Source organism: Cellulophaga sp. 20_2_10 (assembly GCF_023476645.1).
GTDB lineage: Bacteria > Bacteroidota > Bacteroidia > Flavobacteriales > Flavobacteriaceae > Cellulophaga.
This window is the reverse complement of the sequence record NZ_JAMCOJ010000015.1, coordinates 1-22,514: the sequence shown is the minus strand read 5'-3', so window position 1 is coordinate 22,514 and position 22,514 is coordinate 1. Positions and strand designations below refer to the sequence as shown.

The window sequence follows — 22,514 nt, the reverse complement described above, 5'->3', positions numbered from 1 at the left end:
TTTTTATGAATGAAAATAATAGAACATGAAACAATAATCGATGTTTCAAAATATAGCAAATATCTCGAATCGATTAAAGACTATATGCCAATCAATGCATATAATTTTGCTTCCGAAACAGGGCATTATGATTTTTACAGTAAGAATTGCACACATGATCTCCAGTTAGATAAAATAGAAGTTTCTTACAGTTTAGAAAATAGATTGCAGTACTTCTTGTACTTAAAAGGAAGTAAGTTCAAACACGATAAAGATTTAAAAATTGAATATACCGAAGTTGAATCATTTAAAATCAATCGTAAAAACAATCTTAATGATGATGTACCATACAAAGATGACATAAAGATAGATGAAGTAAGTTTGGATAAATCATCAAATTTGATTTGTCATGAAATACAATTTCATAATTATGAAATTGTAATTTTATGTAAAAACTTAATTCATAAGTGGATTTAATGTTACCCGATCCCCCGCTAGCGCAAGCATCTTGCTTGTGCCCTACTGCATAAATTCTACAGAAAAACAAACAACAAAAGCTATCTAGTTAATTAGGTAGCTTTTTGTATTTTTAAACTGTGGTAATTTATGTAGTTACCAAAAGTTCTTTTTAAGCTGCCTTTTTAGATACCAAGGCCAATATTTTGATGATGACCTAGAGCTGTCTTACAACAGGTTTAGATACTATTCGCCTGACTCAGGGACTTATATAAGTCAAGATCCGATTGGGTTGGCAGGAAGTAACGCTAATTTATATGCGTATACCTTTGATAGTAATTTAGAAGTTGATGTTTTTGGGTTAGATTGTAGTAAAGCCAAGAAGAAGAATTGGCAATCATATGAAAAACAAATTCAAGATTTATATGGTGGTGCAGCTTCATTTAACAAAAGAAAGTACAGAGCTATTGTAGATGGGAAAAGAGTTAATGGAATAGCGGACAATGTTACTTCAATTAATGGTAAAAATGTTGCTGTTGAGGCTAAATACACTAAAGATTGGTCAAAATCCTTAAGAAACCCAAATAGTAAAATTGGTGATAAATCTTTTGCTGTTGTAGAGCAACAAAAAATGCTATCACAAGCTCAAAAATATTCAGACGCATTTCACGAAGTAAATTATCATACAAATAGTCCAGAATTAGCGAGTCATTATACAAAGGTATTTCAAGATGCAGGTTTGAATAATGTTAACATTAATGTAACACCATAGATGAATAAGTTTGAAAGAATTACGCCAGGAACAGTAAATATTGAGAATAGTGAAGTTCTATATATATCAGATAGTGGAAATGATGATTTCAATGATTCTTTATTTTATAAAGTGACTTCACAATTTGATCAGCAACCAATAGCGCAAAGTGGTGGAGTCGTAAATGAAAATTGTAAGTTATGGCTACCAACAAATGAGCTTTTTAATTGTTTGTCATATAAAGGAGATGTTGAAGGTTGGCGAAAAGAAATAACCGGAGGTGCAAAAATATTAGGTTTAATAACTGGGAAAATAGTTTGTGACAAAATTGAATTATCAGATAGCAGAACTTACTTATTGTCAGATTGTAAAGTAGAATTTTATTAAAAGTCCACGCTAGCGCAAGCATCTTGCTTGTGCCCTACAGCATAAGTTCTACAGAAAAACAAACAGCAAAAGCTATCTAGTAAATTAGGTAGCTTTTTGTATTTTTAAACTGTGGTAATTAGTGTAGTTACCAAAAGTTCTTTTTAAGCTGCCTTTTTAGATACCAAGGCCAATATTTTGATGATGACCTAGAACTGTGTTACAATAGGTTTAGGTATTACTCACCAGAATCTGGTACGTACATAAGCCAAGACCCAATTGGGTTGGCAAGTGATGAACCAAACTTTTATGCGTATGTAAGCGATAGCAATAGTTGGGTTGATGTTTTTGGTTTAGCAGGAGGCTATATGTCATTTATTGGAGATGCTTTACATCCTGATACTATAACTGCTACTAACCCTGGAGGTACTTTTACAATTCAAGCGACTGGTGATTACGGACTTGATAGAAAAGGTTTGTATGACCAAAGTGGAGTTAAAGATATTTGGGGAACTGATTACAGGTCTCATCATGTTAGTTATGACCCTAAAACAAATAAAATGAAAATGCAGATTGTTCATAATGACTATCATAAGATAGATCATATGGGAGGAGCTAAGCAATTTAAGGAGGATACTGGTTTTAAATATGGTAGTCCCGAAGCAAAGGCTGAGGCCCAAGCAAGAAACAAATTAAAAAATCATTAAACATATAAATTATGAATATCTTTAATAAAGATAAGTTGTTATATAAAGGTTTTGAATCAAATTTGTCAAAAAGAGAAATAACAAACTTATTTCATACTGATTTTTTAGGATCAGATGATTTTATAAAACTATATTCAGTTTTTGATGGTGTAGATTTTATGAGAGAAGCTAAAATGTTTAGAAGCACATTTTATAAAGTACAGAAAGGAGAACTAAATCAAATAGGGATTAGTTTTTTTTTAAAACTGAAAGATATAATTTCTGAAAAAGAATATAAAAGAGATCTTTCTAAAGAGCATAAGTCATTTATAGATATTCACATACCTTTTGCAGATGATGGTTGTGGTAATACAATTTGGATTGACACCTCCACTGGATTAATAAAACAATTGGAACACGAGGAGGAGTTTAAAGATGCTGTAACTTTAGTAGCTCCAAGTTTTTCAGAATTCTGTTTAAGTTTAGAGGATAATGATCCTAATTGGATAAAGCCTATATATGAAAACTAATGAATGAAACTAAGCTTTTCTGTTTATTATTCACCCGCTAGCGCAAGCATCTTGCTTGTGCCCTACTGCATAAATTCTACAGAAAAACAAACAACAAAAGCTATCTAGTAAATTAGGTAGCTTTTTGTATTTTTAAACTGTGGTAATTAGTGTAGTTACCAAAAGTTCTTTTTAAGCTGCCTTTTTATATACCAAGGCCAATATTTTGATGATGACCTAGAGCTGTGTTACAACAGGTTTAGATATTATTCTCCTGACACAGGAACTTATATAAGTCAAGACCCAATTGGGTTGGCATCTGGTGAACCAAACTTTTATGCGTATGTAAGTGATAGTAATGCTTGGGTTGATGTTTTTGGGTTAGCTCCTTGGCCTAGAGGCCAGTTTAACAATTGGTTTGACAAAGCATCACCGCAAGATATTATTGATAATAAAAAATCTGTTCAGAGAGCACTAAGAAATGGAGGCAAATTACATGAAAAATTTCCTGTAAGTACTTCTCCTGAAATGAGAAAATTAGGTTTTACCGCTGCCGAACTAAAAAATGCTACAATACCTACAAAAGGATTAGATTTTGTTGATGTATATGACCCAAACACAGGTCTATTTGTCTCTGGGAAACACCATAAAAGTAGTGCTAGTAAACTTTTCCATGATGATTTAATTCGTAATTTAAGAAAAGCAAAAAGTAAAATGGAAGCTATATTAATTGTACAAAATAAACACGATGCTCATGTCAAAAAGCATCATTAACTCTTATAGATAGTAATGAAAAAAAATCATATTTGGATAGGTTCTTTTCCTGATGAAGAAAAATTTGAAGCATATATTAATCAAGAAAGATACTTAAAAGCATGGAGTATCTACGATAATGAACTTCCTACAGGTAATCTCGAAGAAGACAAAGAACCTTCAGACGAATTGAGATGTCAATTTTGTAAAGATATATTTATTGATAATTATGATGAAGATTTTCTCATAATGAAATATAAAAAAGGAATACTGCTATCAGACTTTTTATCCTTAATACCAGCAAATCCTAAAGAATTAATCAATAACGAAAAAATCAATAATATTGATAATATTAATTCATTAATTATCATTGACTCTGATTCTTTAGATGAAGATGCTAGCCCTGAAAATTCATCTAAGTTGATTTATTTAGGAGAATTTGATGAAGTTCATAATATTAAAAATACGCCAACTGATATTCAATACAATATCTGGATAGGAAAGACTGATAAGCAAAAAGATGAATTTATTTCTTATTTTGCAGGTGGAGCTAAGAAAAGTAAATTTAGTAAAGAAACTAATATAAAAAAATATAATCCACTTTCTGTTAAGTGGTATTATTCTTCAACCAGTATGTCTGTTGATAATCTTATAAACCAGTTTATCCCAAATGAAATTGCAAATAGTGTAATTAAAAAAACTAAAAATAAAATAGGAGAAAATGCAAATGCTATCTTTTTCTATATATCAAATGAATATAAAGAAAATGAACCGGCTAGGATAATATTAAAAGAATTTGCAAAAGAATATCCTGTTCCTCCAAAATTTCAAATAGAGAAAGATAACTATAATGACCTAATGTTCATTGGGTCATTTAAACACGAATATTAGCTCACTCCCCGCTAGCGCAAGCATCCTGCTTGTGCCCTACCAAGTATATTCTACAGATAAACAAACAACAAAAGCTATCTATTAATTTAGGTAGCTTTTTGTATTTTTAAACAGTGGTAATTTATGTAGTTACCAAAAGTTCCCCCGCTAGCGCAAGCATCTTGCTTGTGCCGTATAGCATAAGTTCTACAAAAAAACAAACAACAAAAGCTATCTAGTTAATTAGGTAGCTTTTTGTATTTTTAAACTGTGGTAATTTATGTAGTTACCAAAAGTTCTTTTTAAGCTGCCTTTTTAGATACCAAGGCCAATATTTTGATGATGACCTAGAACTGTGTTACAACAGGTTTAGGTATTACTCACCAGAATCTGGTACGTACATAAGTCAAGACCCTTTAGGGATAGAAAGTACCAATCCAAATATATACGCTTATGTTCACGATTCCAATTCATTTATAGACCCTTTTGGGTTGAAAGAGTTATACGCCTTACTAGCACAAAAAGATGGTTGGTATCCAGTTATGGAATGGGGAAAGAAAAATCCAATTGGAGAAATGTTTTTAAAAGAGGGAGAATTATGGAAATTAGGAGAAACAAAAAACCCAACAAGAAGATATACAAAAAAATGGTTGGACAAAATGAACTTAGATAAAGTAGCTGTTCATAATGGTCCCAAAAAGCTAATGCAAATGTTAGAAGCAATGAAATTAAAAGGATATTTGGCTTGGAAAGGATTTTTACCACCAGGAAATAAGGCGTTTCACTAATATTATTATTATTATTATTATTATTATTATTATTATGAGAATGTCAATAAACTGTGATACACATTTGCACTATATTCTTGAACTAAGAAAGGAATTAGAAGTAGTCTGTAATAAAGTTAATGAAAAGTACAAACATATAAAAGAACCTGACGTTTTAGGTTTTGCCTTTAGATGTTTACCAGATGAAATAAGACGAAAAACATTTAGACGATTCGATAAAGAAGATGCTTATTTAACTTTAGATATAGCAGTAAGTTATGAGAAATATAAGAAGATGTACAAAACAGAAATACGTCACGATTTAGGTCATACTTTTTACAATTATTTAGAAGATTCACTAAAAAAGTATAAATTCAAAGAAATTAATACCAAAGAATTATTGTCAGACATTAAAAACTGGTGTAACGAAATTGGTTGGCTGGAAGAAGAAGTTGATTATTCAAAAGATTTAGATTACGCAGAATAAACAAAAAGCACAATATTTGAAAATATTGTGCTTTTTTATGCTTAAAAACTTCGTTTTTAGAGCCTTTTCGTAAAAGTTATTAACCCCGCTAGCGCAAGCATCTTGCTTGTGCCGTACAGCATAAGTTCTACAAAAAAACAAACAACAAAAGCTATCTAGTAAATTAGGTAGCTTTTTGTATTTTTATACTGTGGTAATTCATGTAATTACCAAAAGTTCTTTTGTAGTTTACCCTTTAGATACCAAGGCCAATATTTTGATGATGACCTAGAGCTGTGTTACAACAGGTTTAGGTACTATTCGCCAGACAGTGGAACTTATATATCTCAAGACCCGATTGGGCTGGATGGTGGAATGCCGAATATGTATAGCTATGTAGCTGATAGTAATAGTTGGATTGACCCTTTTGGATTAACATTAGAACCAATAATTTTTCATTCTACTGGAGGTGGAGTGATTCATCCCGGAACTATAACTCCAAATAATCCACACGGAATTTACACAATAGATGCGACAGGAGATTATTTTGATGATAGAGCTGCTACTTCAAAGAAAGCAGGAATAAAAGACCCTGGGAAAAATTACCGTTCTCATCATATTGATTATGACCCAAAAACTAACACTATGAGGATGCAAATAGTACACAAAGATTATCATAGTCATCCACACGTAGGAGGTGCTAAGGATTTTCAGAATGATACAGGTCATAAATATGGAACTAATGAATCTAGAGCTGAGGCAAAAGCAAGAAATAAATCAAAACTAAAAGGTTTTCATTAAAAAGATAATTTGAAATTATGTCTAAAAATAATACCAATCCATTTTTAAATAAAGATGTTGTTTTTGAAAACAGTTGGAAGAAATTATCAATTGCAGGAATAAATGAAATTATACCTCATAATTTTCAAGGAAAGGAAGATTTTATTCAATTTTACTTATCAACGAATGGCGGTTGTTTTACAGAAAGAGCATTTATTTATATTGATAATATTTACGAAATGTATAATGATGATTATAACCCTATTGAGATAATGAGTTTTTTTCATATTCCGATAGAAGAAGATAATGAAGAATCAGATTACACAACTTCCTTAATTGAAGCGTCAGAAAGAAGAGAGCTCGTATCTGAAGAGTTGGAAGAATTTGCTCTATTTAATTTTCCTTTTGCTGATAATTATGCAGACAATGATTTTTGGATTGATATTCAGACAGGAGAGATAAAGTATATAGATTACGAAGAAAGTTATGATCCAAATGATGCAATAATTGTAGCGCCTTCATTTTCTGAATTTTGCAAAAACATACAAGCTAAACGTAGGTAATAACATTCACGAAAGCAAGCAAAAAGCAACCGAAACGGTTGCTTTTTGCTTGCTCAAAACTTCGTTTTTAGCCACAAACTCTCCCCGCTAGCGCAAGCATCTTGCTTGTGCCCTACAGCATAAGTTCTACAGAAAAACAAACAGCAAAAGCTATCTAGTAAATTAGGTAGCTTTTTGTATTTTTAAACTGTGGTAATTAGTGTAGTTACCAAAAGTTCTTTTTAAGCTGCCTTTTTAGATACCAAGGCCAATATTTTGATGATGACCTAGAGCTGTGTTACAACAGGTTTAGGTACTACTCGCCTGATAGCGGAACTTATATTAGCCAAGATCCTATTGGATTGGCTGGAGGTATGAGTATGTATTCTTATGTACATGACACGAATGATTGGGTTGATGTTTTTGGTCTTTCTGGGCAAAGATGGATGGGGAAAACAAAAAAAGATGGAACGCCACATAATAAGCCGGGACCAAAAGCTAAAGGAACTGGAGACCATAATGCTAAAATTGATGAAATCATTAAACGTGAAGAAGCCAAAAAAGGAGTTAAACATGTTGGCGGGGGGAGTAAAGCTGAAATAATAATAGATACTCAAGGTGGTAATAAACCTTATCGAAGAATGGATGCTTCTTTTGAAAGACCTAATGGCTCAAGGTATCATATAAATGTAGGCAGAACATTGACAGATGGAAAAACAGGTATTATTAGAGAGCGATTAGCGTTAGAAGATGTCAAGGGCAAAGGGCACAAAGTGACATTTGAAGGATATGGTAAAGACTCTGACTATCGCCCTAAAAAAGCAAAACTCCATTAATAAAATAAATTATATGGCTTATATAAACGTAGTAATGTCTTTGAAAGACTTTATATCCTATACGGAAGAATTGATTTCTAAAAACCAAGCTTATCTATACATAGAAGAATGGAGTAATGACGAATTTAAGAATAATAAAAATGTTCAAATTGCGGATGATATTGATAATAATAGATTAAAATATTTAAATTTTTTCATTTGCACAAAAGAGATAAATGATAGGAGTAAGGATTTTTATGATGAAAGTATAAATCAATTTACAATTGAAGGTATTGGAGGGAGAGAAACAAAAGATGCACTAGAACGAATTGCACTTCGAGTTATATCAAAGACACCAGATAAAAACGTAAAAAAATTATTCAACGCAATAAAAAATAAACTTAAAAAAGATGAAGATATTGGGGTTGGTGTAAAAGGAGGTTCTGCTATGCATAAAAATTATTTTTATCAAAAATATAAAGTTGGTAAGAAAACTTTTATAACCGATTTGCATAACGACAAGGCACCGATTATTGAAGTTATTTAAAATGCTTTGAGATTATATAAAATGAAAAACTACGGCAAAATAAAAACTACTAATGGTAAGAATAGAATTTACAGAGCAAGAGTATAAAGCCGTGCAATTCCCCCCCGCTAGCGCAAGCATCTTGCTTGTGCCGTACAGCAAAAGTTATAAAAAAAGAAACAGCAAAAGCTATCTAGTAAATTAGGCAGCTTTTTGTATTTTTATACTGTGGTAATTCATGTAGTTACCAAAAGTTCTTTTGCAGTCTACCCTTTAGATACCAAGGCCAATATTTTGATGATGACCTAGAACTGTGTTACAACAGGTTTAGGTATTATTCGCCAGACAGTGGAACTTATATATCTCAAGACCCGATTGGGCTTGAAGGAAATAACCCGAATTCCTATGCTTATGTTTACGATAACAATACCCCGCTAGCGCAAGCATCTTGCTTGTGCCCTACTGCACAAGTTATTATAAAAATACAACAAAAGCTATCTAGTAAATTAGGTAGCTTTTTGTATTTTTAAACTGTGGTAATTAGTGTAGTTACCAAAAGTTCTTTTGCAGTCTACCCTTTAGATACCAAGGCCAATATTTTGATGATGACCTAGAACTGTGTTACAACAGGTTTAGGTATTATTCGCCAGAGTCTGGTACGTATATAAGCCAAGACCCGATTGGATTGGCGAGTGGAGAACCAAACTTTTATGCCTATGTAAGTGATAGTAATAGTTGGGTAGATGTTTTTGGGTTAAATAGTACAGCCTTAGCTAATTCAATGAAAGCTGCAACTGGAGGAGTTAAACCTATAAATACACAAGCGCACCATGTTATCCCAACACAAGTTTGGAATACAAATTCTACCTTCTTTAAAGATATAGGGTTAGCGGGGCAAAGAGATCATTTCTTTAATGGGATAGCATTACCTGACAGTGCTAATTCTATGAAGGGGTCTGGTTATAATGTATTTCATCAAGGGTCACACAAAAATTATAATAATATGGTTGAAGATAGGCTATCTAGAATTGTAAAAGATTTTGATGATGAGCTAATAGATGAAAAAGGTGCACGAAAAGCTGTAAGGAAATTGTAAATGAATTTAAAAAATAAACTGGCAATGGGGCATGTTGAAACAGGGCACACAAAAATTAAGCATAGTAAGAGAGTACATTAAAATTATGGAAGATATATATTGTTTCTGGCCAAAACCTCAAAAAGGGGTTCCAATTTTTATAAATGGAGTATTAACAGAAAGTTATAATAAGGATAATCCAATGCCTCCAATGGATTATGATTGGATGAGAAATAGATTAGGAAAAAAAACTGACTTTCCTAAGGAACTATGGTTAGTGGTTAAAGAAAAACTCCTTTTATTTGATTACTACCCAGCTTTTAAAGGTGTTATACTCTCTGAATCTTTTTTGGATATACTAAAGAAAAATACGTTTAAAGACTTTTATCAAACAACTAAATTAAATACAATATCAGCAAAAGGAAAAGAGATAACACCTAAAAAATATTATTATTTACGTTTTAATCAAGAAGAGTCCTTAATTGATTATGAAAAATCTGAATTTCTCTTGGAGGATGACGCTAACTTTGAACATGTTCTTAAAGTTGGTTCAGGAATTAAAGAGTTTAAAGAAATATATTTAAATAATACCTTAGCTGAAACAAATTTTTTTATACTTAGAGATAGAATGTTTAATAAATACCTTTTTAGTAATAAGGCATTTAAGAAAGAAATAGAAGAAGCGAATCTGTATGGTTTTGATATTATTCATTACAAAACTTTACCATATGCTTATAACGAAAAATATAAAGCATACAACTAAAATTACCCAGCTAGCGCAAGCATCTTGATTGTGCCGTGCAGCATAAGTTCTACAAAGAATTAAAATGTAAAAGCTATCTAGTTAATTAGGTAGCTTTTTGTATTTTTAAACTGTGGTAAGTAGTGTAGTTACCAAAAGTTCTTTTGTAGTTTACCCTTTAGATACCAAGGCCAATATTTTGATGATGACCTAGAGCTGTGTTACAACAGGTTTAGGTACTATTCGCCAGACAGTGGAACTTATATATCTCAAGACCCGATTGGGTTGGCGAGTGGAGAACCAAACTTTTATGCATATGTAAGTGATAGTAATAGTTGGGTTGATGTTTTTGGACTAAGTGAAATCTTTACTGCTTCTAATGGACTTTCCTTAGAGGTTAAAAATGTTCAAGATTTAGGACATTTGGATGTTAAAGAATTAGAAACAATTTATCACGCTAATAATAATCCTAAAGGATTTGGTAAATCTCCTATAAACGCGAAAGGAGAAACAATAATTTTACATCACCAAAAACAGATGAATTCTGGACCAATAATTGAAATGCCTCGGAGTGCACACGATTTAGGAAACAAAAAGCAACATCCATTTTTTCCAAAACCACATCCTACAGATAAAGTTGATAGAGTTAAATTTGATGAATGGCGAAAAGAATACTGGAAAAACAGAGCAGAAATTGAACTAAATAAAAAAGGAGTAAAACGTCATTAAAGAAATGGAAGAAAGTTTAATATTAAGAATAAAAGAATTTTTAGGAAATACGGATTATATAGAAAACGTTTCTACTGATTCTGAATTGAGTGAAGCTGAAAAAGAATTAAATGTGACACTAGATGATGAATATAAGTTTTTTGTAAAAAATTTTGGAGGATGTTTTGTAGGGTTAGATATTTTCGCTCTAAAAAACTCTAAAAATTTAGAACAAATTACATTTATTGATTTAACTAAGTCATTTAGAAAACAAGGCTATCCAAATATGGATAATAAATATGTAATATCTTTTGATGGTTCGGGGAATCCAATTTGTATAAATTCAAAAGGTGAAGTATTATTATTTGACCATGATATTGGAGAGTATTCTAAAATAGCTAATTCTGTTAATAAACTTATTTCTGATAATATTTGGAAAAGTAATTTTTAAGAATATAAATACTGAAAGCAACCGAAAAGGTTGCTTTTTTACGCTAAAAAACCAGCTAGCGCAAGCATCTTGCTTGTGCCGTACAGCATAAGTTCTACAAAAAAACAAACAATAAAAGCTATCTAGTAAATTAGGTAGCTTTTTGTATTTTTATACTGTGGTAATTCATGTAATTACCAAAAGTTCTTTTGTAGTTTACCCTTTAGATACCAAGGCCAATATTTTGATGATGACCTAGAGCTGTGTTACAACAGGTTTAGGTACTATTCGCCAGACAGTGGAGCTTATATATCTCAAGACCCGATTGGGTTGGCGAGTGGAGAACCAAACTTTTATGCGTATGTAAGCGATTGTAATAGTTGGGTTGATGTTTTTGGGTTGTCTGGCTTCTTTAATCCTTCCACTTTCAACGCTCCGTCTGGAAATACCCATACAGTTTTCCAACAGAATATAGATTGGAATTTACCTGTAAATACGCGAAATGGTGTAAAAACAAACTTAGAATTAGCAGAAATGGGACGTTCTCCTTTTGTCGTAAAAGATGGCAAATATTCACTAGTTCAGTTGCATCACTCAAAACAAAATGCAAAAGGTCCATTATTTGAATTATCAACAGCAACACATCAAAAATATAAAGGAAGTAATGCTTTACATCCACACTTACCAAATAAACATCCTATAAACCCTGTATTCCACGATGATTTATGGAAAGCTGATAGAGAGGCTTATTGGAAAGAAAGGGCAAAAAAGGTTAAAGGATATCATTAAAATAAATAGAATATGTTGTCAGAAAAAATAAAAACATTTTGTAAAAATAAAGGTTGGTGGTATGATGATTATACAATAGACTATGCTAATTCTTTAAAAAAAATAGATATTGATTTGAAATCTGAATTTGCCGAGTTCTTTTTGCACGTAGAAGATAGTGCTACTTTTTATAATAGAGGTAGAGAAATTTATCAAGTTTGTTGGTTTGTTATAAATACAGATTATGATTTAAACATTAATTCAAGTCATAAAGCCTTAAAACTAACTAAAGAATATACTCCATTAGATAGCTTTGAAGCTGAGAGCGGTTTTTTTTATAATCGTAAAACAGGGGAAGTTGTTGAATTAGAATTAGGAGAGAAATTAGTGAATTTTCAGAAAGGAATTATTGATACTAAATGGGATAGTTTTAATGATTTTTTAGAATGGTATTTTGAATTAAATTAGGATTTTGAAGAAAAAAGCAAAAACCCCACGCTAGCGCAAGCATCTTGCTTGTGCCCTATCGCATAAGTACTACAAAAAAACAAATAACAAAAGCTATCTAGTAAATTAGGTAGCTTTTTGTATTTTTATACTGTGGTAATTCATGTAATTACCAAAAGTTCTTTTTAAGCTGCCTTTTTAGATACCAAGGTCAATATTTTGATGATGACCTAGAGCTGTGTTACAACAGGTTTAGATATTATTCTCCTGACACAGGAACTTATATAAGTCAAGACCCAATTGGGTTGGCATCTGGTGAACCAAACTTTTATGCGTATGTAAGGGATAGTAATAGTTGGACTGACCCTTTTGGACTTACTGGAATAGTTTATTTAAGAACTTGGGTTGAAGACGGTGTCACAAAATCTTATGTTGGTAAATCCAAAAGCCCTGAAGCATTTAATAGAAGAAAATCTTCCCACAATTCTAAATTAAGAAAAAAATTAGGACAAAAAGGGAATAGTAAAATTAAGTATGATTTTGAAATATTAGAAGATAATATAGTTGGGAAAGATAACCTTGCATTTAGAGAAGAAACCAATATTCGTAAAAAAGGAGGTTTAGACGCTTTAGAAAATAAAATATCAGGAATGAATGATACAAAATTCAATGATATGGGAGGAGATATAGATAAAAAAGGTAAAAAAATAAGTTGTAGCGGATAATTATGAGTAAAAAACACACTTTAGAAGAAGAACAAATATTTGCTATACCATTATCTAACGATAGTTTTACAATAGCACAATTAGTAAATCACCATAAAATTAATTCAAGAGCTTCGGAAGACACTTTTGCATTTTATAATTATAAGTTTTCTTCATTAAAGGAAGTGAAAGAAAAATTGAATGAATTAGATTTATCAAACCCATTCGCAATAGTGACTACAAATAGCAAGCCTAAAAGCTACAATTGGGAATTAATTGACAAAAAAAAAATCGAAGTAAAATTTAGATATAATGATAATATAGGCTCTTTAGGCTTATATAACAATCGTTCCACTGACCCAGAAATATTTTTAGAGCCTTATTTTGGTTTATACCCTTGGGATTCCTACCCAATAGGTTATATAGATAAGCATATTTTACCAAACGCAGAAATGGGTAAAGACATAAAATACACCAAAGATTACACGACAAAAGAATTAATTGAAGTCTTGGGAGAAAATCACATAAAAGTAAAAGAACGTCTAAAAGAAAAAGAATAATTTATGGGAGCTTGGGCAATTGGTAATTTTGAAAATGATTCTGCGGGAGATTGGCTTTATGAATTTGAAGAAAATCCAACAATAGAGTTTTTAATAAAAACGCTGGATACAGTTTTTAAAGAAGAATATTTAGATTCTGATATAGCTTCGGAAGCCCCGCTAGCGCAAGCATCTTGCTTGTGCCCTACAGCATAAGTTCTACAGAAAAACAAACAGCAAAAGCTATCTAGTAAATTAGGTAGCTTTTTGTATTTTTAAACTGTGGTAATTAGTGTAGTTACCAAAAGTTCTTTTTAAGCTGCCTTTTTAGATACCAAGGCCAATATTTTGATGATGACCTAGAGCTGTGTTACAACAGGTTTAGGTATTACTCACCTGATAGTGGTACTTATATAAGTCAAGATCCGATTGGGCTTGAAGGCGGAATGCCCAATATGTATGCTTATACTCATGATAGTAATATGTATATAGATCCACTTGGATTAGCTACTCAAATGGTAGATGGTGTAAAAATGGGCGATTGGGGAGAGAAAGTTGCGTCAAAATATTTATCCAAAAACGGTCATACAGTTTTGGGTTCTGTCCAAAATGCTTCAGGTCACGGTTTCGATTTAATAACTAAAACTTCTGATGGCAACATTAATGTCATTGAGGTAAAAACGAGCAAAAGTAACTGGAGAAGTAAAACTGATATGTCTGGATGGACAGATAGAAATATTCGTAAAATCTCTGGAAACACAAACGGTAGGTGGGCAAATAAGCCCAAATATCAAGATAACTTGATGAGAACCATACGAGATGCGAAAAGTAAGGGGAAATTAAATAATAAACTCCTACAAATTAATATAGATAAACGTTCCATTAAATTAAAGTGCAAATCATAATGCAAAAACTAATTGATAAAGCTATTAAGCATTATAAATATGACAAAATTCCAAATTTGGATGAATCCAATTCTTTTTTTATTGATGAATATAATTTCTTAGCCAGAAAGGAAAATCTAAAGAAATATATAAACACTGTCTGGTTAACTTTATCAGGAATTCCAAACTGCACCCATATCAAAGCAAAAAATCTTTTATTTCAAGGGAGTGAAGAATGTTGGAAATATTTTGAACGTACGGCAGTTTTTTGGACCTATGGGCATATCAATGATAAATGGATAGACCATTTAAAAGGTGCTTATGAGTATGCTTTATATGTAGAACGAGAAGATTTAATTAAACTACTTTTTGAAAAATCATTATCATATTTAACAGACGAAGAGAATTTACCCAACAAAGAGTTTAAAAAACAAAAAGTTTATCCTAGTACACAATTAGCACATTTCTTAATTGAAAAATGGACAGGAAACAGCACCGTAAAAGACTTGATTTTAAAGTATGGAAGTGGCTATGGTATTTATCAAAAAATTATTGATAATTGGTATGATTTTTCTAAAATAGAACCTAGCTATTGGGATCAGCTTTGCGTGTATCATTTAAATGGAATAGGATTACAACGTGGCGAAAAATGGGAAAATGAAGAATTTTTAACTAGCGGCCTAATACCAATGGAATTAATAAACCTAATTAAAGTTCGTAAAAAATTAGGATTAGATATACCTGCTATAAATAATGCTTTATTTGACACTAATATGTCTAAAACACCAGTTGTTCCTACAGGTTATGATGAAAATTTAGATTTAAAATTTAAAATTATTGATTTAACCGTAAAAACAAAGAAGAAATATACTTTTCAAGAAATTGAAAAATACATAAAAGATGAAAGAGGTAGTGACGTAAAAATATTTGAATAAGCCAGCTAGCGCAAGCATCTTGCTTGTGCCCTACTGCATAAATTCTACAGAAAAACAAACAACAAAAGCTATCTAGTAAATTAGGTAGCTTTTTGTATTTTTATACTGTGGTAAGTAATGTAGTTACCAAAAGTTCTTTTTAAGCTGCCTTTTTAGATACCAAGGCCAATATTTTGATGATGACCTAGAGCTGTGTTACAACAGGTTTAGGTATTATTCGCCAGAGTCTGGTACGTACATAAGCCAAGACCCAATTGGGCTTGAAGGCGGAATGCCCAATATGTATGCTTATGTGAGTGATTCTAATAGTTGGATAGACCCTTATGGATTGAGTGGTATATTTAACCCAGCTACTTGGACAGCACATAGTGGAACAGGAAATACATATACAGTTTATCAACAAAATGTAAATTGGAACACTGTTAATCCTAAAACTGGTTTAAGCAATTTAGATGCTGCTTTGAAAACAGGAAAAGCACCTATAGGAGCAGGTGGTAAATCAATAAATTTACATCATTCAAAACAAAATGCAAAAGGTCCATTATTTGAATTATCTGCAAGCACTCATACCAAATATGGTAATACAAACGCTCTTCATCCATATAAAGTTGATGGTACAGGTAAACACCCACATTTCCCTGTAAATAGAGATGCTTTTGATTTAGATAGAACAAATTACTGGAAAGATAGAGCTAGAGCCGAAAAAGAAAAAAGGTCTAAATTGAAAGGATACCATTAATAATTATATACAAATGTTAACTGAAAAAATAATTAAATACTTAAAATCATCTTCAGATAATTTTATCGAATTTATTCCTGAATATCAAAGGACTTTGAAAAAGTATGCACTAGAAAATGGATTTAGCCATAATGATTTTGTAGATTTTATGAGTAAATATGATAGTGAAATACACGGTTGTGAGGGCTTTATTATTAATTCTCTCGATGATTTAGTTGATTATGAAAATAGTATTACAAAGCATTTAATAGAAAATTATGGTATTTCAGAAAAATATATATCATTATTTAATCTTGAAATAGACGATTATTTACTATATAACAAAGAAGATGATAGTGTAAAGCTAATTGAAGCTCAAAATATGAAAGAGTTATCAAACGATGTATATTATGATGAAAAATGGGATAGTTTTAATGATTTTTTAGAACATTTTTTCGAATTAAATAAATGAAATATGAGCTTAAAAATAGAAGCATATTATACAGAAGAAGGTTTAAGTAACTGGAAACTTTTACCAAAAACAAGTGAATATCTAACAGAAAAGCAATTAATTCCAAATGTTGGCGATGGTCTTACATTAAGTGGAAATGATGGTGTTGATGTTCTTAAATTAGAGAAAGCAGATTTTAAACATATAATGACAATAAAACCCCGCTAGCGCAAGCATCTTGCTTGTGCCCTACCGCATAAGTTCTACAGAAAAACAAACAACAAAAGCTATCTAGGAATTTAGGTAGCTTTTTGTATTTTAAGAATTCAATAGTTTTATTATAATAGTTTATAATGTCATAATAAAACACATATTTTAGAATATTCTTAAACAAAATATAAAGCCACATTTACACTATTTCAATTTATATCAAATGCGTACTTTTGCATAAATATCAATCTAAAACAAAATGAGCAAGAATAAAATTGCACCTTCTTTATTAGCAGCAGACTTTGGAAACCTACAAAGAGATGTAGAAATGGTAAACAATAGTGAGGCAGATTGGCACCATATAGACATTATGGACGGCGTTTTTGTTCCAAATATATCTTACGGTATGCCTGTGCTAAAAAGTATTGCACAACACGCTACAAAAACCTTAGATGTACATTTAATGATTGTAGATCCAGATAGGTACATAAAAACCTTTGCAGAATTAGGAGCAAATGTATTATCTGTACATTACGAAGCTTGTACACATTTGCACAGAACTTTACAGGCTATTAAAGCTGAAGGTATGATGGCTGGTGTTGCATTAAACCCGCACACAAGCATACATCTTTTAGAAGATGTTATTAATGATATTGATGTTGTTTGTTTAATGAGTGTTAATCCTGGTTTTGGAGGACAATCTTTTATAGAAAACACTTACGATAAGGTAAAAGCATTAAAAGAGTTAATTACCAGAAAAAATGCAAGTACACTTATTGAAATAGATGGTGGTGTTACTTCTAAAAACGCAAAAGCATTGGTAGATGCTGGTGCAGATGTATTAGTTGCTGGTAGTTTTGTATTTAAGAGCGATAACCCAACTGAAACTATTAAAAACTTAAAAGAACTTATAGGCTAGTGAATTTATTTGATGTTGTAATTATTGGTGGTGGACCAATTGGTATTGCCTGCGGATTAGAGGCTAAAAAAAACGGACTTTCTTATCTAATTTTAGAAAAGGGATGCATTGTAAACTCGTTATACAATTACCCAGCTAAAATGCAATTTTTTTCTTCATCAGAAAAACTAGAAATAGACAACATTCCTTTTATAAGTAATGAAGCCAAACCTAAAAAGGAAGAAGCTTTAGAATACTATAGAAGAATTATAAGTAGTAATGAATTAGATATTAAATTATTTGAAAAAGTAATTAATGTCACAAAGAACACTACTGACTATACCGTAAAAACCAGTAAGACTACATACTGCACAAAAAGCGTCGTAATAGCTACTGGTTTTTATGATATCCCTAACAAACTAAATATCCCCGGAGAAGACTTACCTAAGGTTACTCATTACTACAACAACCCACATTACTTTTCTAAACAAAAAGTAGCTGTTGTTGGCGCTAGCAACTCATCTATAGATGCAGCATTAGAATGCTGGCGAAAAGGTGCAGAGGTTACATTAATTATTCGTGGTAAAGAAGTTGGCCAACGTGTTAAATATTGGGTACGTCCAGACATTATTAACCGCATAGAAGAAGGTAGTATAAAAGCTATTTACAACGCTAATATCACCGAAATTAAAGAGAGCCAACTAACAGTTAAAACCACTGAGGGTAATATCACTTTAAAAAATGACTATGTTTTAGCGTTAACTGGTTATAAACCAAATTTTGATTTTCTTACCAAAATGGGCATTACCTTGTCTAACGATACAAAAAAAATACCAACACACAACACAGACACTATGGAAACCAATTTAAGTAACGTTTTCTTAGCTGGAGTAATTTGTGGTGGTATGGAAACACATAAATGGTTTATAGAAAATTCTAGAATTCACGCTAAAAAAATAATAAGCACTATACTAAAAAAGAAATAATAATTATAGTACACCCTGTTTTCAGGGATATAAATTTCACTAACTTGGGGGCTTGTAAAGAGCTATATAAAAACCAACTTTGTAAACAGTGTTTAAACTAGTAAACCAAATTAGGTAATCTTTACAGAAGCACAACCCCGATTAGCGTAAGTAATTAAACAATTATTATTTTTTGATTTTAACCAACCCCACATACAGCACGTTTTTTTACAGATTAAAAACGCTCCTAATTATATTTCTAATTAGCGCTTTTCATTTAGTTAACGCGCAGGAATTAGATAGCACAAAAACTGAAAAAGATGAAACTCCATTTTTTTCTTTTTCTTGGTCTCAAATTCAATTAGACGAAACCTTACGACCATATTATGATGCTTTAAAAGATGCTGAGTTTGGAGCGCAACGTTTTTCAATCTTTGATCAACTAATAGAAAAACACGCTTATAAAGCAAATACAGACTCCGTACTACACTACGGAAATTTATATGTACAGGAATTAGGCAATTGGGATAAGCCCGAAAATGAAAAGAAATACCTTTATGCAAAAGCTTATTATTTTATGTCTATTGGCAGTTCTTTAAACGGACTAATAGACAAATCTATTGAGTGGAATATAAAAGGACTACAAGAAGCAGAAGCTATTAACGATACTGAATTTTTATATTTACATAAAGTAAGTTTAGCAAAAAACTATATAACTCAAGATAAGACAGATAAAGCCATAGATTTACTAACCGAATCTATAGATAAATACGGCAAAAAACATTCTAAAACTACCAATAAAGCGCTAATGCAATTAGGTAATGCATATGCAAAAAAACAAGACTACGATAAAGCAGAAGAGTACTATAATTCTTCATTAGAACTCGCAAAACAATTTAATGATTTAGAACTTGAGTTAGAAGTAAGACTTCAACTCACAAAATTTCTAGAGATAAAAAAAGATTACCCATACGCATTAAAATATTACGCAGAAATTAGTAATGAAGCAAAAGCTAACGATTATAACGCTATTTATTATGAAGGCGCACTATTAATTGCAAAAGTATACTACAAACAAGGGTATTATGATATTGCAAACATAGGACTTACAACTGCCTATGTAAATGCAATTGATCATGAAAATTTAGAGTTTCAAAAACAAATTTTAACCGTACAAGCAAAAAGTTATTACAAACAAGAAGATTACAAAAATGCTTACGCTGTAATGACACAGCTTTTTAGTGTTTTAAATCAGATAAAAACAAAGCAACAAAGAGAAATTATTAAAGAACTAGAAATACAGTACGAAACATTAAAAAAAGAACAAGCAATATCTGACTTAAAAGAAGATCAGATTATACAAGAAGCCGAGTTAGATCGTCAAAAAACAATTAAATCGGCATTTTTAATTGGGTTTCTAGTCATACTAATACCCATAATTGCATTATTGTATACGTACTATCAAAAAATACAAGCACAAAGTGAGCTTAGCAAAAAGAACGAAGAAATAAACAATCAAAAAGTAACTACACTTAAACAAGAGCAAGAATTAAAACTTATTAAAGCTGCTATTGAAGGTCAGGACGAAGAACGTAAGCGAATAGCCCAAGAGCTACACGACAGTATAGGTGGTAATTTAGCTGGAATAAAGTTACAATTGGCAAGCGTTAAAGAAAAAACAGATACTCTAAATACTATTTCTGGGCAGCTAGATGAAACCTACCAATTGGTAAGAGACATATCTCATACCTTAATTCCAAAAAAGTTTAGACAGGACGATTTTACACAGCTTATAAAAGAATACACAAAATCTATTACCAATACAGGTGAGATTACCGTAGAATTTCACCCTTATCCTGAGGAAAAAATAAACACCATTAACGAGATTGTTAAAATGGAATTATTTAAAGTGATACAGGAACTTATGACCAATACGCTTAAACACGCAAAGGCATCTAATACAGATATACATTTAAATTACTTTGAAAACAGCATCACTTTGCTTTTTGAAGACAATGGCAAAGGATTTAATACAGAAGAAAACGGAGACGGTATTGGCTTTACCAATATTAAAAGTAGAATAGAAAAACTTAATGGTACTTTACATATAGATTCGGCCCTAAATAGAGGAACCGTAATATCTATAGAAATACCTATAAAAAACACGACTAATGAAAACATATAACCTAATTATTGCAGACGACCACAAAATGTTTATAGACGGACTAATGAGCATTTTACAAGACGCTCCTGAGTTTAACGTTACAACTACCGCTAAAAATGGCGCACAAGTAGTAAAATATCTAGATATTAATGGCGTAGACGATATACATTTACTTGTAACAGACTTAACTATGCCAGAAATGGACGGCATAGAGCTTAATAGCATCGTAAAAGAGCGTTTCCCAGGCTTAAAAACATTGGTTGTTAGTATGCATATAGATGGTACAATGATAGACACTCTAATTAGAGCTAATGTTGATGGATACGTACCTAAAAATGCAGAAAAAGAGGAATTACTAGAAGCAATTAGAACTATCATTGGAGGTGAGAAATATTTCTCTACCGAAATAAAAAAAGCATATACTGATGCGATGTTCGCGAATAAGAAAGAAAAAGAAATTTCTTTAACCAATAGAGAAAAAGAAGTTCTAAAACTTATAGCAGAAGAGTTTACAACACAAGAAATAGCAGATGAACTATTCTTAAGCAAACATACTATAGAGAGTTACCGTAAAAATTTAATTTCCAAACTTAACGTAAAAAATCTAGCGGGCTTAACTAAACACGCAATAAAAATGGGTCTTTTAGACGATTAAAACAGTATCACCCCTGTTTTCAGGGTATCCATTTTCACTAATTCAAGTGTATTCTTAGGTCTGTAATAGCTTCATCTTTGTAGTGTATTTAAAAGCACTCAATTATGAAAACTAAATTATTTGTATCGGTATTAGCAACAGCAGCATTATTTTTATCTTGTAATAACGATAAAGAATCTGCAGAACAAGCACAAGTAAATACACTTATTAAGTCGGACATTATTATAGAAAACACAAAAATTAGAACAGGAGTTTCTGCAGAAGATGAAGAGCGTTCTTTTATTATGGTAACAGGAAAATCTTTACTAGAGGGTACTGCTATTGTAAAAACAACAAATATTAAAGGAGAAGAAATACACTGTGAAACTTTCCCTGCAAAAAAATTAATTGAGCAGGAATACAAAACGGCAAACTCTACTTTAAAAGAGTCTCATATTATGGAGAATGTACAAAATTACTTTGAAATACATAACAGTAAAGATTTAGCAAAATCTTAAAAATATACTAGACACTCACCAAAAAACCACGCAAATTGCGTGGTTTTTTTATTTAACTATATAGATTAAAATTTATACACTGCAATAAGCCTAAGGAAATCTGCTTGTTGATCCCGAAAGCTCCGCTTTGAAAACAAAGAATCCAAATTTAAAAATACAAGTAACACAAATCATTTCACAAAGGGCATGAACTTCGCTACGCTTGTTGATCCCTAAAGCTCCGCTTTGAAAACAAAGAATCCAAATTTAAAAATACAAGTAAAACAAACCATTTCACAAAGGGGATGAACTTCGCTCTGCTTGTTGATCCCGAAAGCTCCGCTTTGAAAACAAAGAATCCAAATTTAAAAATACAAGTAACACAAACCGTTTCACAAAGGGGATGAACTTCGCTCCGCTTGTTGATCCCAAAAGCTCCGCTTTGAAAACAAAGAATCCAAATTTAAAAATACAAGTAA

Annotated in this window: 27 protein-coding genes and 11 pseudogenes; all 38 read left to right on the top strand. The window is 31.4% G+C overall.

From position 1 onward, the window contains the following. Positions 1–9 precede the first annotated feature (9 nt). Positions 10–456 (top strand): hypothetical protein, encoded by a 447-nt coding sequence (locus M4I21_RS17465; RefSeq protein WP_249560515.1) that lies wholly within the window; start codon positions 10–12, stop codon positions 454–456. Positions 457–622: 166 nt separating this feature from the next. Then, a pseudogene (locus tag M4I21_RS17455) lies at positions 623–1,207 on the top strand (RHS repeat-associated core domain-containing protein); the annotation flags it as partial. Continuing rightward, positions 1,208–1,573 (top strand): hypothetical protein, encoded by a 366-nt coding sequence (locus M4I21_RS17450; RefSeq protein ID WP_249560512.1) that lies wholly within the window; start codon positions 1,208–1,210, stop codon positions 1,571–1,573. Between the two features lie 164 nt (positions 1,574–1,737). Continuing rightward, positions 1,738–2,259 (top strand): annotated as a pseudogene (locus M4I21_RS17445) (RHS repeat-associated core domain-containing protein); the annotation flags it as partial. Between the two features lie 11 nt (positions 2,260–2,270). Beyond that, complete coding sequence (locus tag M4I21_RS17440) at positions 2,271–2,768, top strand: SMI1/KNR4 family protein (protein ID WP_249560511.1); 498 nt, start codon at positions 2,271–2,273, stop codon at positions 2,766–2,768. A gap of 186 nt (positions 2,769–2,954) precedes the next feature. Continuing rightward, positions 2,955–3,521 (top strand): RHS repeat-associated core domain-containing protein, encoded by a 567-nt coding sequence (locus M4I21_RS17435; protein ID WP_349628908.1) that lies wholly within the window; start codon positions 2,955–2,957, stop codon positions 3,519–3,521. A 15-nt stretch (positions 3,522–3,536) separates the two neighbouring features. After that, positions 3,537–4,391: an immunity 22 family protein gene (locus tag M4I21_RS17430; RefSeq protein ID WP_249560510.1), complete on the top strand. Its 855-nt coding sequence runs from the start codon at positions 3,537–3,539 to the stop codon at positions 4,389–4,391. A gap of 296 nt (positions 4,392–4,687) precedes the next feature. Further along, positions 4,688–4,852 (top strand): annotated as a pseudogene (locus M4I21_RS18615) (RHS repeat-associated core domain-containing protein); the annotation flags it as partial. 9 nt (positions 4,853–4,861) lie between these two features. Next, positions 4,862–5,158: a hypothetical protein gene (locus M4I21_RS17420; RefSeq protein ID WP_249560508.1), complete on the top strand. Its 297-nt coding sequence runs from the start codon at positions 4,862–4,864 to the stop codon at positions 5,156–5,158. Between the two features lie 34 nt (positions 5,159–5,192). Then, a complete protein-coding gene (locus tag M4I21_RS17415; RefSeq protein WP_249560507.1) occupies positions 5,193–5,624 on the top strand; it encodes an Imm44 family immunity protein in 432 nt (143 codons plus the stop codon). Positions 5,625–5,864: 240 nt separating this feature from the next. After that, positions 5,865–6,404: pseudogene (locus M4I21_RS17405) on the top strand (RHS repeat-associated core domain-containing protein); the annotation flags it as partial. A gap of 17 nt (positions 6,405–6,421) precedes the next feature. Further along, complete coding sequence (locus M4I21_RS17400; protein WP_249560505.1) at positions 6,422–6,946, top strand: hypothetical protein; 525 nt, start codon at positions 6,422–6,424, stop codon at positions 6,944–6,946. Between the two features lie 242 nt (positions 6,947–7,188). After that, a pseudogene (locus M4I21_RS17395) lies at positions 7,189–7,761 on the top strand (RHS repeat-associated core domain-containing protein); the annotation flags it as partial. A 13-nt stretch (positions 7,762–7,774) separates the two neighbouring features. Then, the gene (locus M4I21_RS17390) at positions 7,775–8,287 is read left to right on the top strand and encodes a hypothetical protein (protein WP_249560504.1); all 513 of its coding nucleotides are present in this window, start codon (positions 7,775–7,777) and stop codon (positions 8,285–8,287) included. 179 nt (positions 8,288–8,466) lie between these two features. Further along, complete coding sequence (locus M4I21_RS17385; RefSeq protein WP_349628906.1) at positions 8,467–8,796, top strand: RHS repeat domain-containing protein; 330 nt, start codon at positions 8,467–8,469, stop codon at positions 8,794–8,796. A 56-nt stretch (positions 8,797–8,852) separates the two neighbouring features. Further along, positions 8,853–9,011, top strand: a pseudogene (locus M4I21_RS18610) (RHS repeat-associated core domain-containing protein); the annotation flags it as partial. Between the two features lie 36 nt (positions 9,012–9,047). Next, complete coding sequence (locus tag M4I21_RS17380) at positions 9,048–9,362, top strand: AHH domain-containing protein (protein WP_283771808.1); 315 nt, start codon at positions 9,048–9,050, stop codon at positions 9,360–9,362. Positions 9,363–9,447: 85 nt separating this feature from the next. Beyond that, positions 9,448–10,104, top strand: a complete 657-nt coding sequence (locus M4I21_RS17375; RefSeq protein ID WP_249560503.1) for an Imm43 family immunity protein — start codon at positions 9,448–9,450, stop codon at positions 10,102–10,104. Between the two features lie 165 nt (positions 10,105–10,269). Next, positions 10,270–10,428: pseudogene (locus tag M4I21_RS18605) on the top strand (RHS repeat-associated core domain-containing protein); the annotation flags it as partial. Between the two features lie 78 nt (positions 10,429–10,506). Further along, on the top strand, positions 10,507–10,812 hold the full coding sequence (locus M4I21_RS18600) for an HNH/ENDO VII family nuclease (RefSeq protein ID WP_283771807.1): 306 nt from the start codon (positions 10,507–10,509) through the stop codon (positions 10,810–10,812). 4 nt (positions 10,813–10,816) lie between these two features. Then, entirely contained in the window at positions 10,817–11,242 is a 426-nt protein-coding gene (locus M4I21_RS17365; RefSeq protein ID WP_249560501.1) for an SMI1/KNR4 family protein, read from the top strand. Positions 11,243–11,449: 207 nt separating this feature from the next. Further along, a pseudogene (locus tag M4I21_RS18595) lies at positions 11,450–11,611 on the top strand (RHS repeat-associated core domain-containing protein); the annotation flags it as partial. Between the two features lie 9 nt (positions 11,612–11,620). Beyond that, positions 11,621–12,010 carry an HNH/ENDO VII family nuclease gene (locus M4I21_RS17360; protein WP_283771806.1) on the top strand — a complete coding sequence of 130 codons (390 nt, stop codon included), beginning with the start codon at positions 11,621–11,623 and terminating at the stop codon, positions 12,008–12,010. 12 nt (positions 12,011–12,022) lie between these two features. Beyond that, on the top strand, positions 12,023–12,457 hold the full coding sequence (locus tag M4I21_RS17355; RefSeq protein WP_249560500.1) for a hypothetical protein: 435 nt from the start codon (positions 12,023–12,025) through the stop codon (positions 12,455–12,457). A 179-nt stretch (positions 12,458–12,636) separates the two neighbouring features. Continuing rightward, positions 12,637–13,161: pseudogene (locus M4I21_RS17350) on the top strand (RHS repeat-associated core domain-containing protein); the annotation flags it as partial. A 2-nt stretch (positions 13,162–13,163) separates the two neighbouring features. Further along, the gene (locus M4I21_RS17345) at positions 13,164–13,700 is read left to right on the top strand and encodes a hypothetical protein (RefSeq protein ID WP_249560499.1); all 537 of its coding nucleotides are present in this window, start codon (positions 13,164–13,166) and stop codon (positions 13,698–13,700) included. A gap of 3 nt (positions 13,701–13,703) precedes the next feature. Then, positions 13,704–13,895: a DUF4259 domain-containing protein gene (locus tag M4I21_RS17340; protein ID WP_249560497.1), complete on the top strand. Its 192-nt coding sequence runs from the start codon at positions 13,704–13,706 to the stop codon at positions 13,893–13,895. A 119-nt stretch (positions 13,896–14,014) separates the two neighbouring features. After that, positions 14,015–14,584 (top strand): annotated as a pseudogene (locus M4I21_RS17330) (RHS repeat-associated core domain-containing protein); the annotation flags it as partial. Continuing rightward, a complete protein-coding gene (locus M4I21_RS17325) occupies positions 14,584–15,498 on the top strand; it encodes a hypothetical protein (protein ID WP_249560495.1) in 915 nt (304 codons plus the stop codon). The pseudogene M4I21_RS17330 and the gene M4I21_RS17325, both read left to right, overlap by 1 nt. A 160-nt stretch (positions 15,499–15,658) precedes the next feature. Further along, positions 15,659–15,817: pseudogene (locus tag M4I21_RS18590) on the top strand (RHS repeat-associated core domain-containing protein); the annotation flags it as partial. Further along, positions 15,791–16,237 carry an HNH/ENDO VII family nuclease gene (locus tag M4I21_RS17315; protein WP_349628905.1) on the top strand — a complete coding sequence of 149 codons (447 nt, stop codon included), beginning with the start codon at positions 15,791–15,793 and terminating at the stop codon, positions 16,235–16,237. The pseudogene M4I21_RS18590 and the gene M4I21_RS17315, both read left to right, overlap by 27 nt. Before the next feature lie 13 nt (positions 16,238–16,250). Continuing rightward, entirely contained in the window at positions 16,251–16,688 is a 438-nt protein-coding gene (locus tag M4I21_RS17310) for a hypothetical protein (RefSeq protein ID WP_249560492.1), read from the top strand. A 3-nt stretch (positions 16,689–16,691) separates the two neighbouring features. After that, a complete protein-coding gene (locus M4I21_RS17305) occupies positions 16,692–16,895 on the top strand; it encodes a hypothetical protein (RefSeq protein WP_249560491.1) in 204 nt (67 codons plus the stop codon). Between the two features lie 241 nt (positions 16,896–17,136). After that, the gene (gene rpe, locus M4I21_RS17300) at positions 17,137–17,796 is read left to right on the top strand and encodes a ribulose-phosphate 3-epimerase (RefSeq protein ID WP_249560490.1); all 660 of its coding nucleotides are present in this window, start codon (positions 17,137–17,139) and stop codon (positions 17,794–17,796) included. Beyond that, complete coding sequence (locus M4I21_RS17295; protein WP_249560489.1) at positions 17,796–18,761, top strand: YpdA family putative bacillithiol disulfide reductase; 966 nt, start codon at positions 17,796–17,798, stop codon at positions 18,759–18,761. The genes rpe and M4I21_RS17295 overlap by 1 nt, the downstream gene beginning before the upstream one ends. Before the next feature lie 172 nt (positions 18,762–18,933). After that, positions 18,934–20,925, top strand: a complete 1,992-nt coding sequence (locus M4I21_RS17290) for a tetratricopeptide repeat-containing sensor histidine kinase (protein WP_249560488.1) — start codon at positions 18,934–18,936, stop codon at positions 20,923–20,925. Beyond that, on the top strand, positions 20,912–21,559 hold the full coding sequence (locus M4I21_RS17285) for a response regulator (RefSeq protein WP_249560487.1): 648 nt from the start codon (positions 20,912–20,914) through the stop codon (positions 21,557–21,559). Before M4I21_RS17290 ends, M4I21_RS17285 begins: the two co-directional genes overlap by 14 nt. 104 nt (positions 21,560–21,663) lie before the next feature. After that, positions 21,664–22,056, top strand: a complete 393-nt coding sequence (locus M4I21_RS17280) for a hypothetical protein (RefSeq protein WP_249560486.1) — start codon at positions 21,664–21,666, stop codon at positions 22,054–22,056. Positions 22,057–22,514 lie beyond the last annotated feature (458 nt).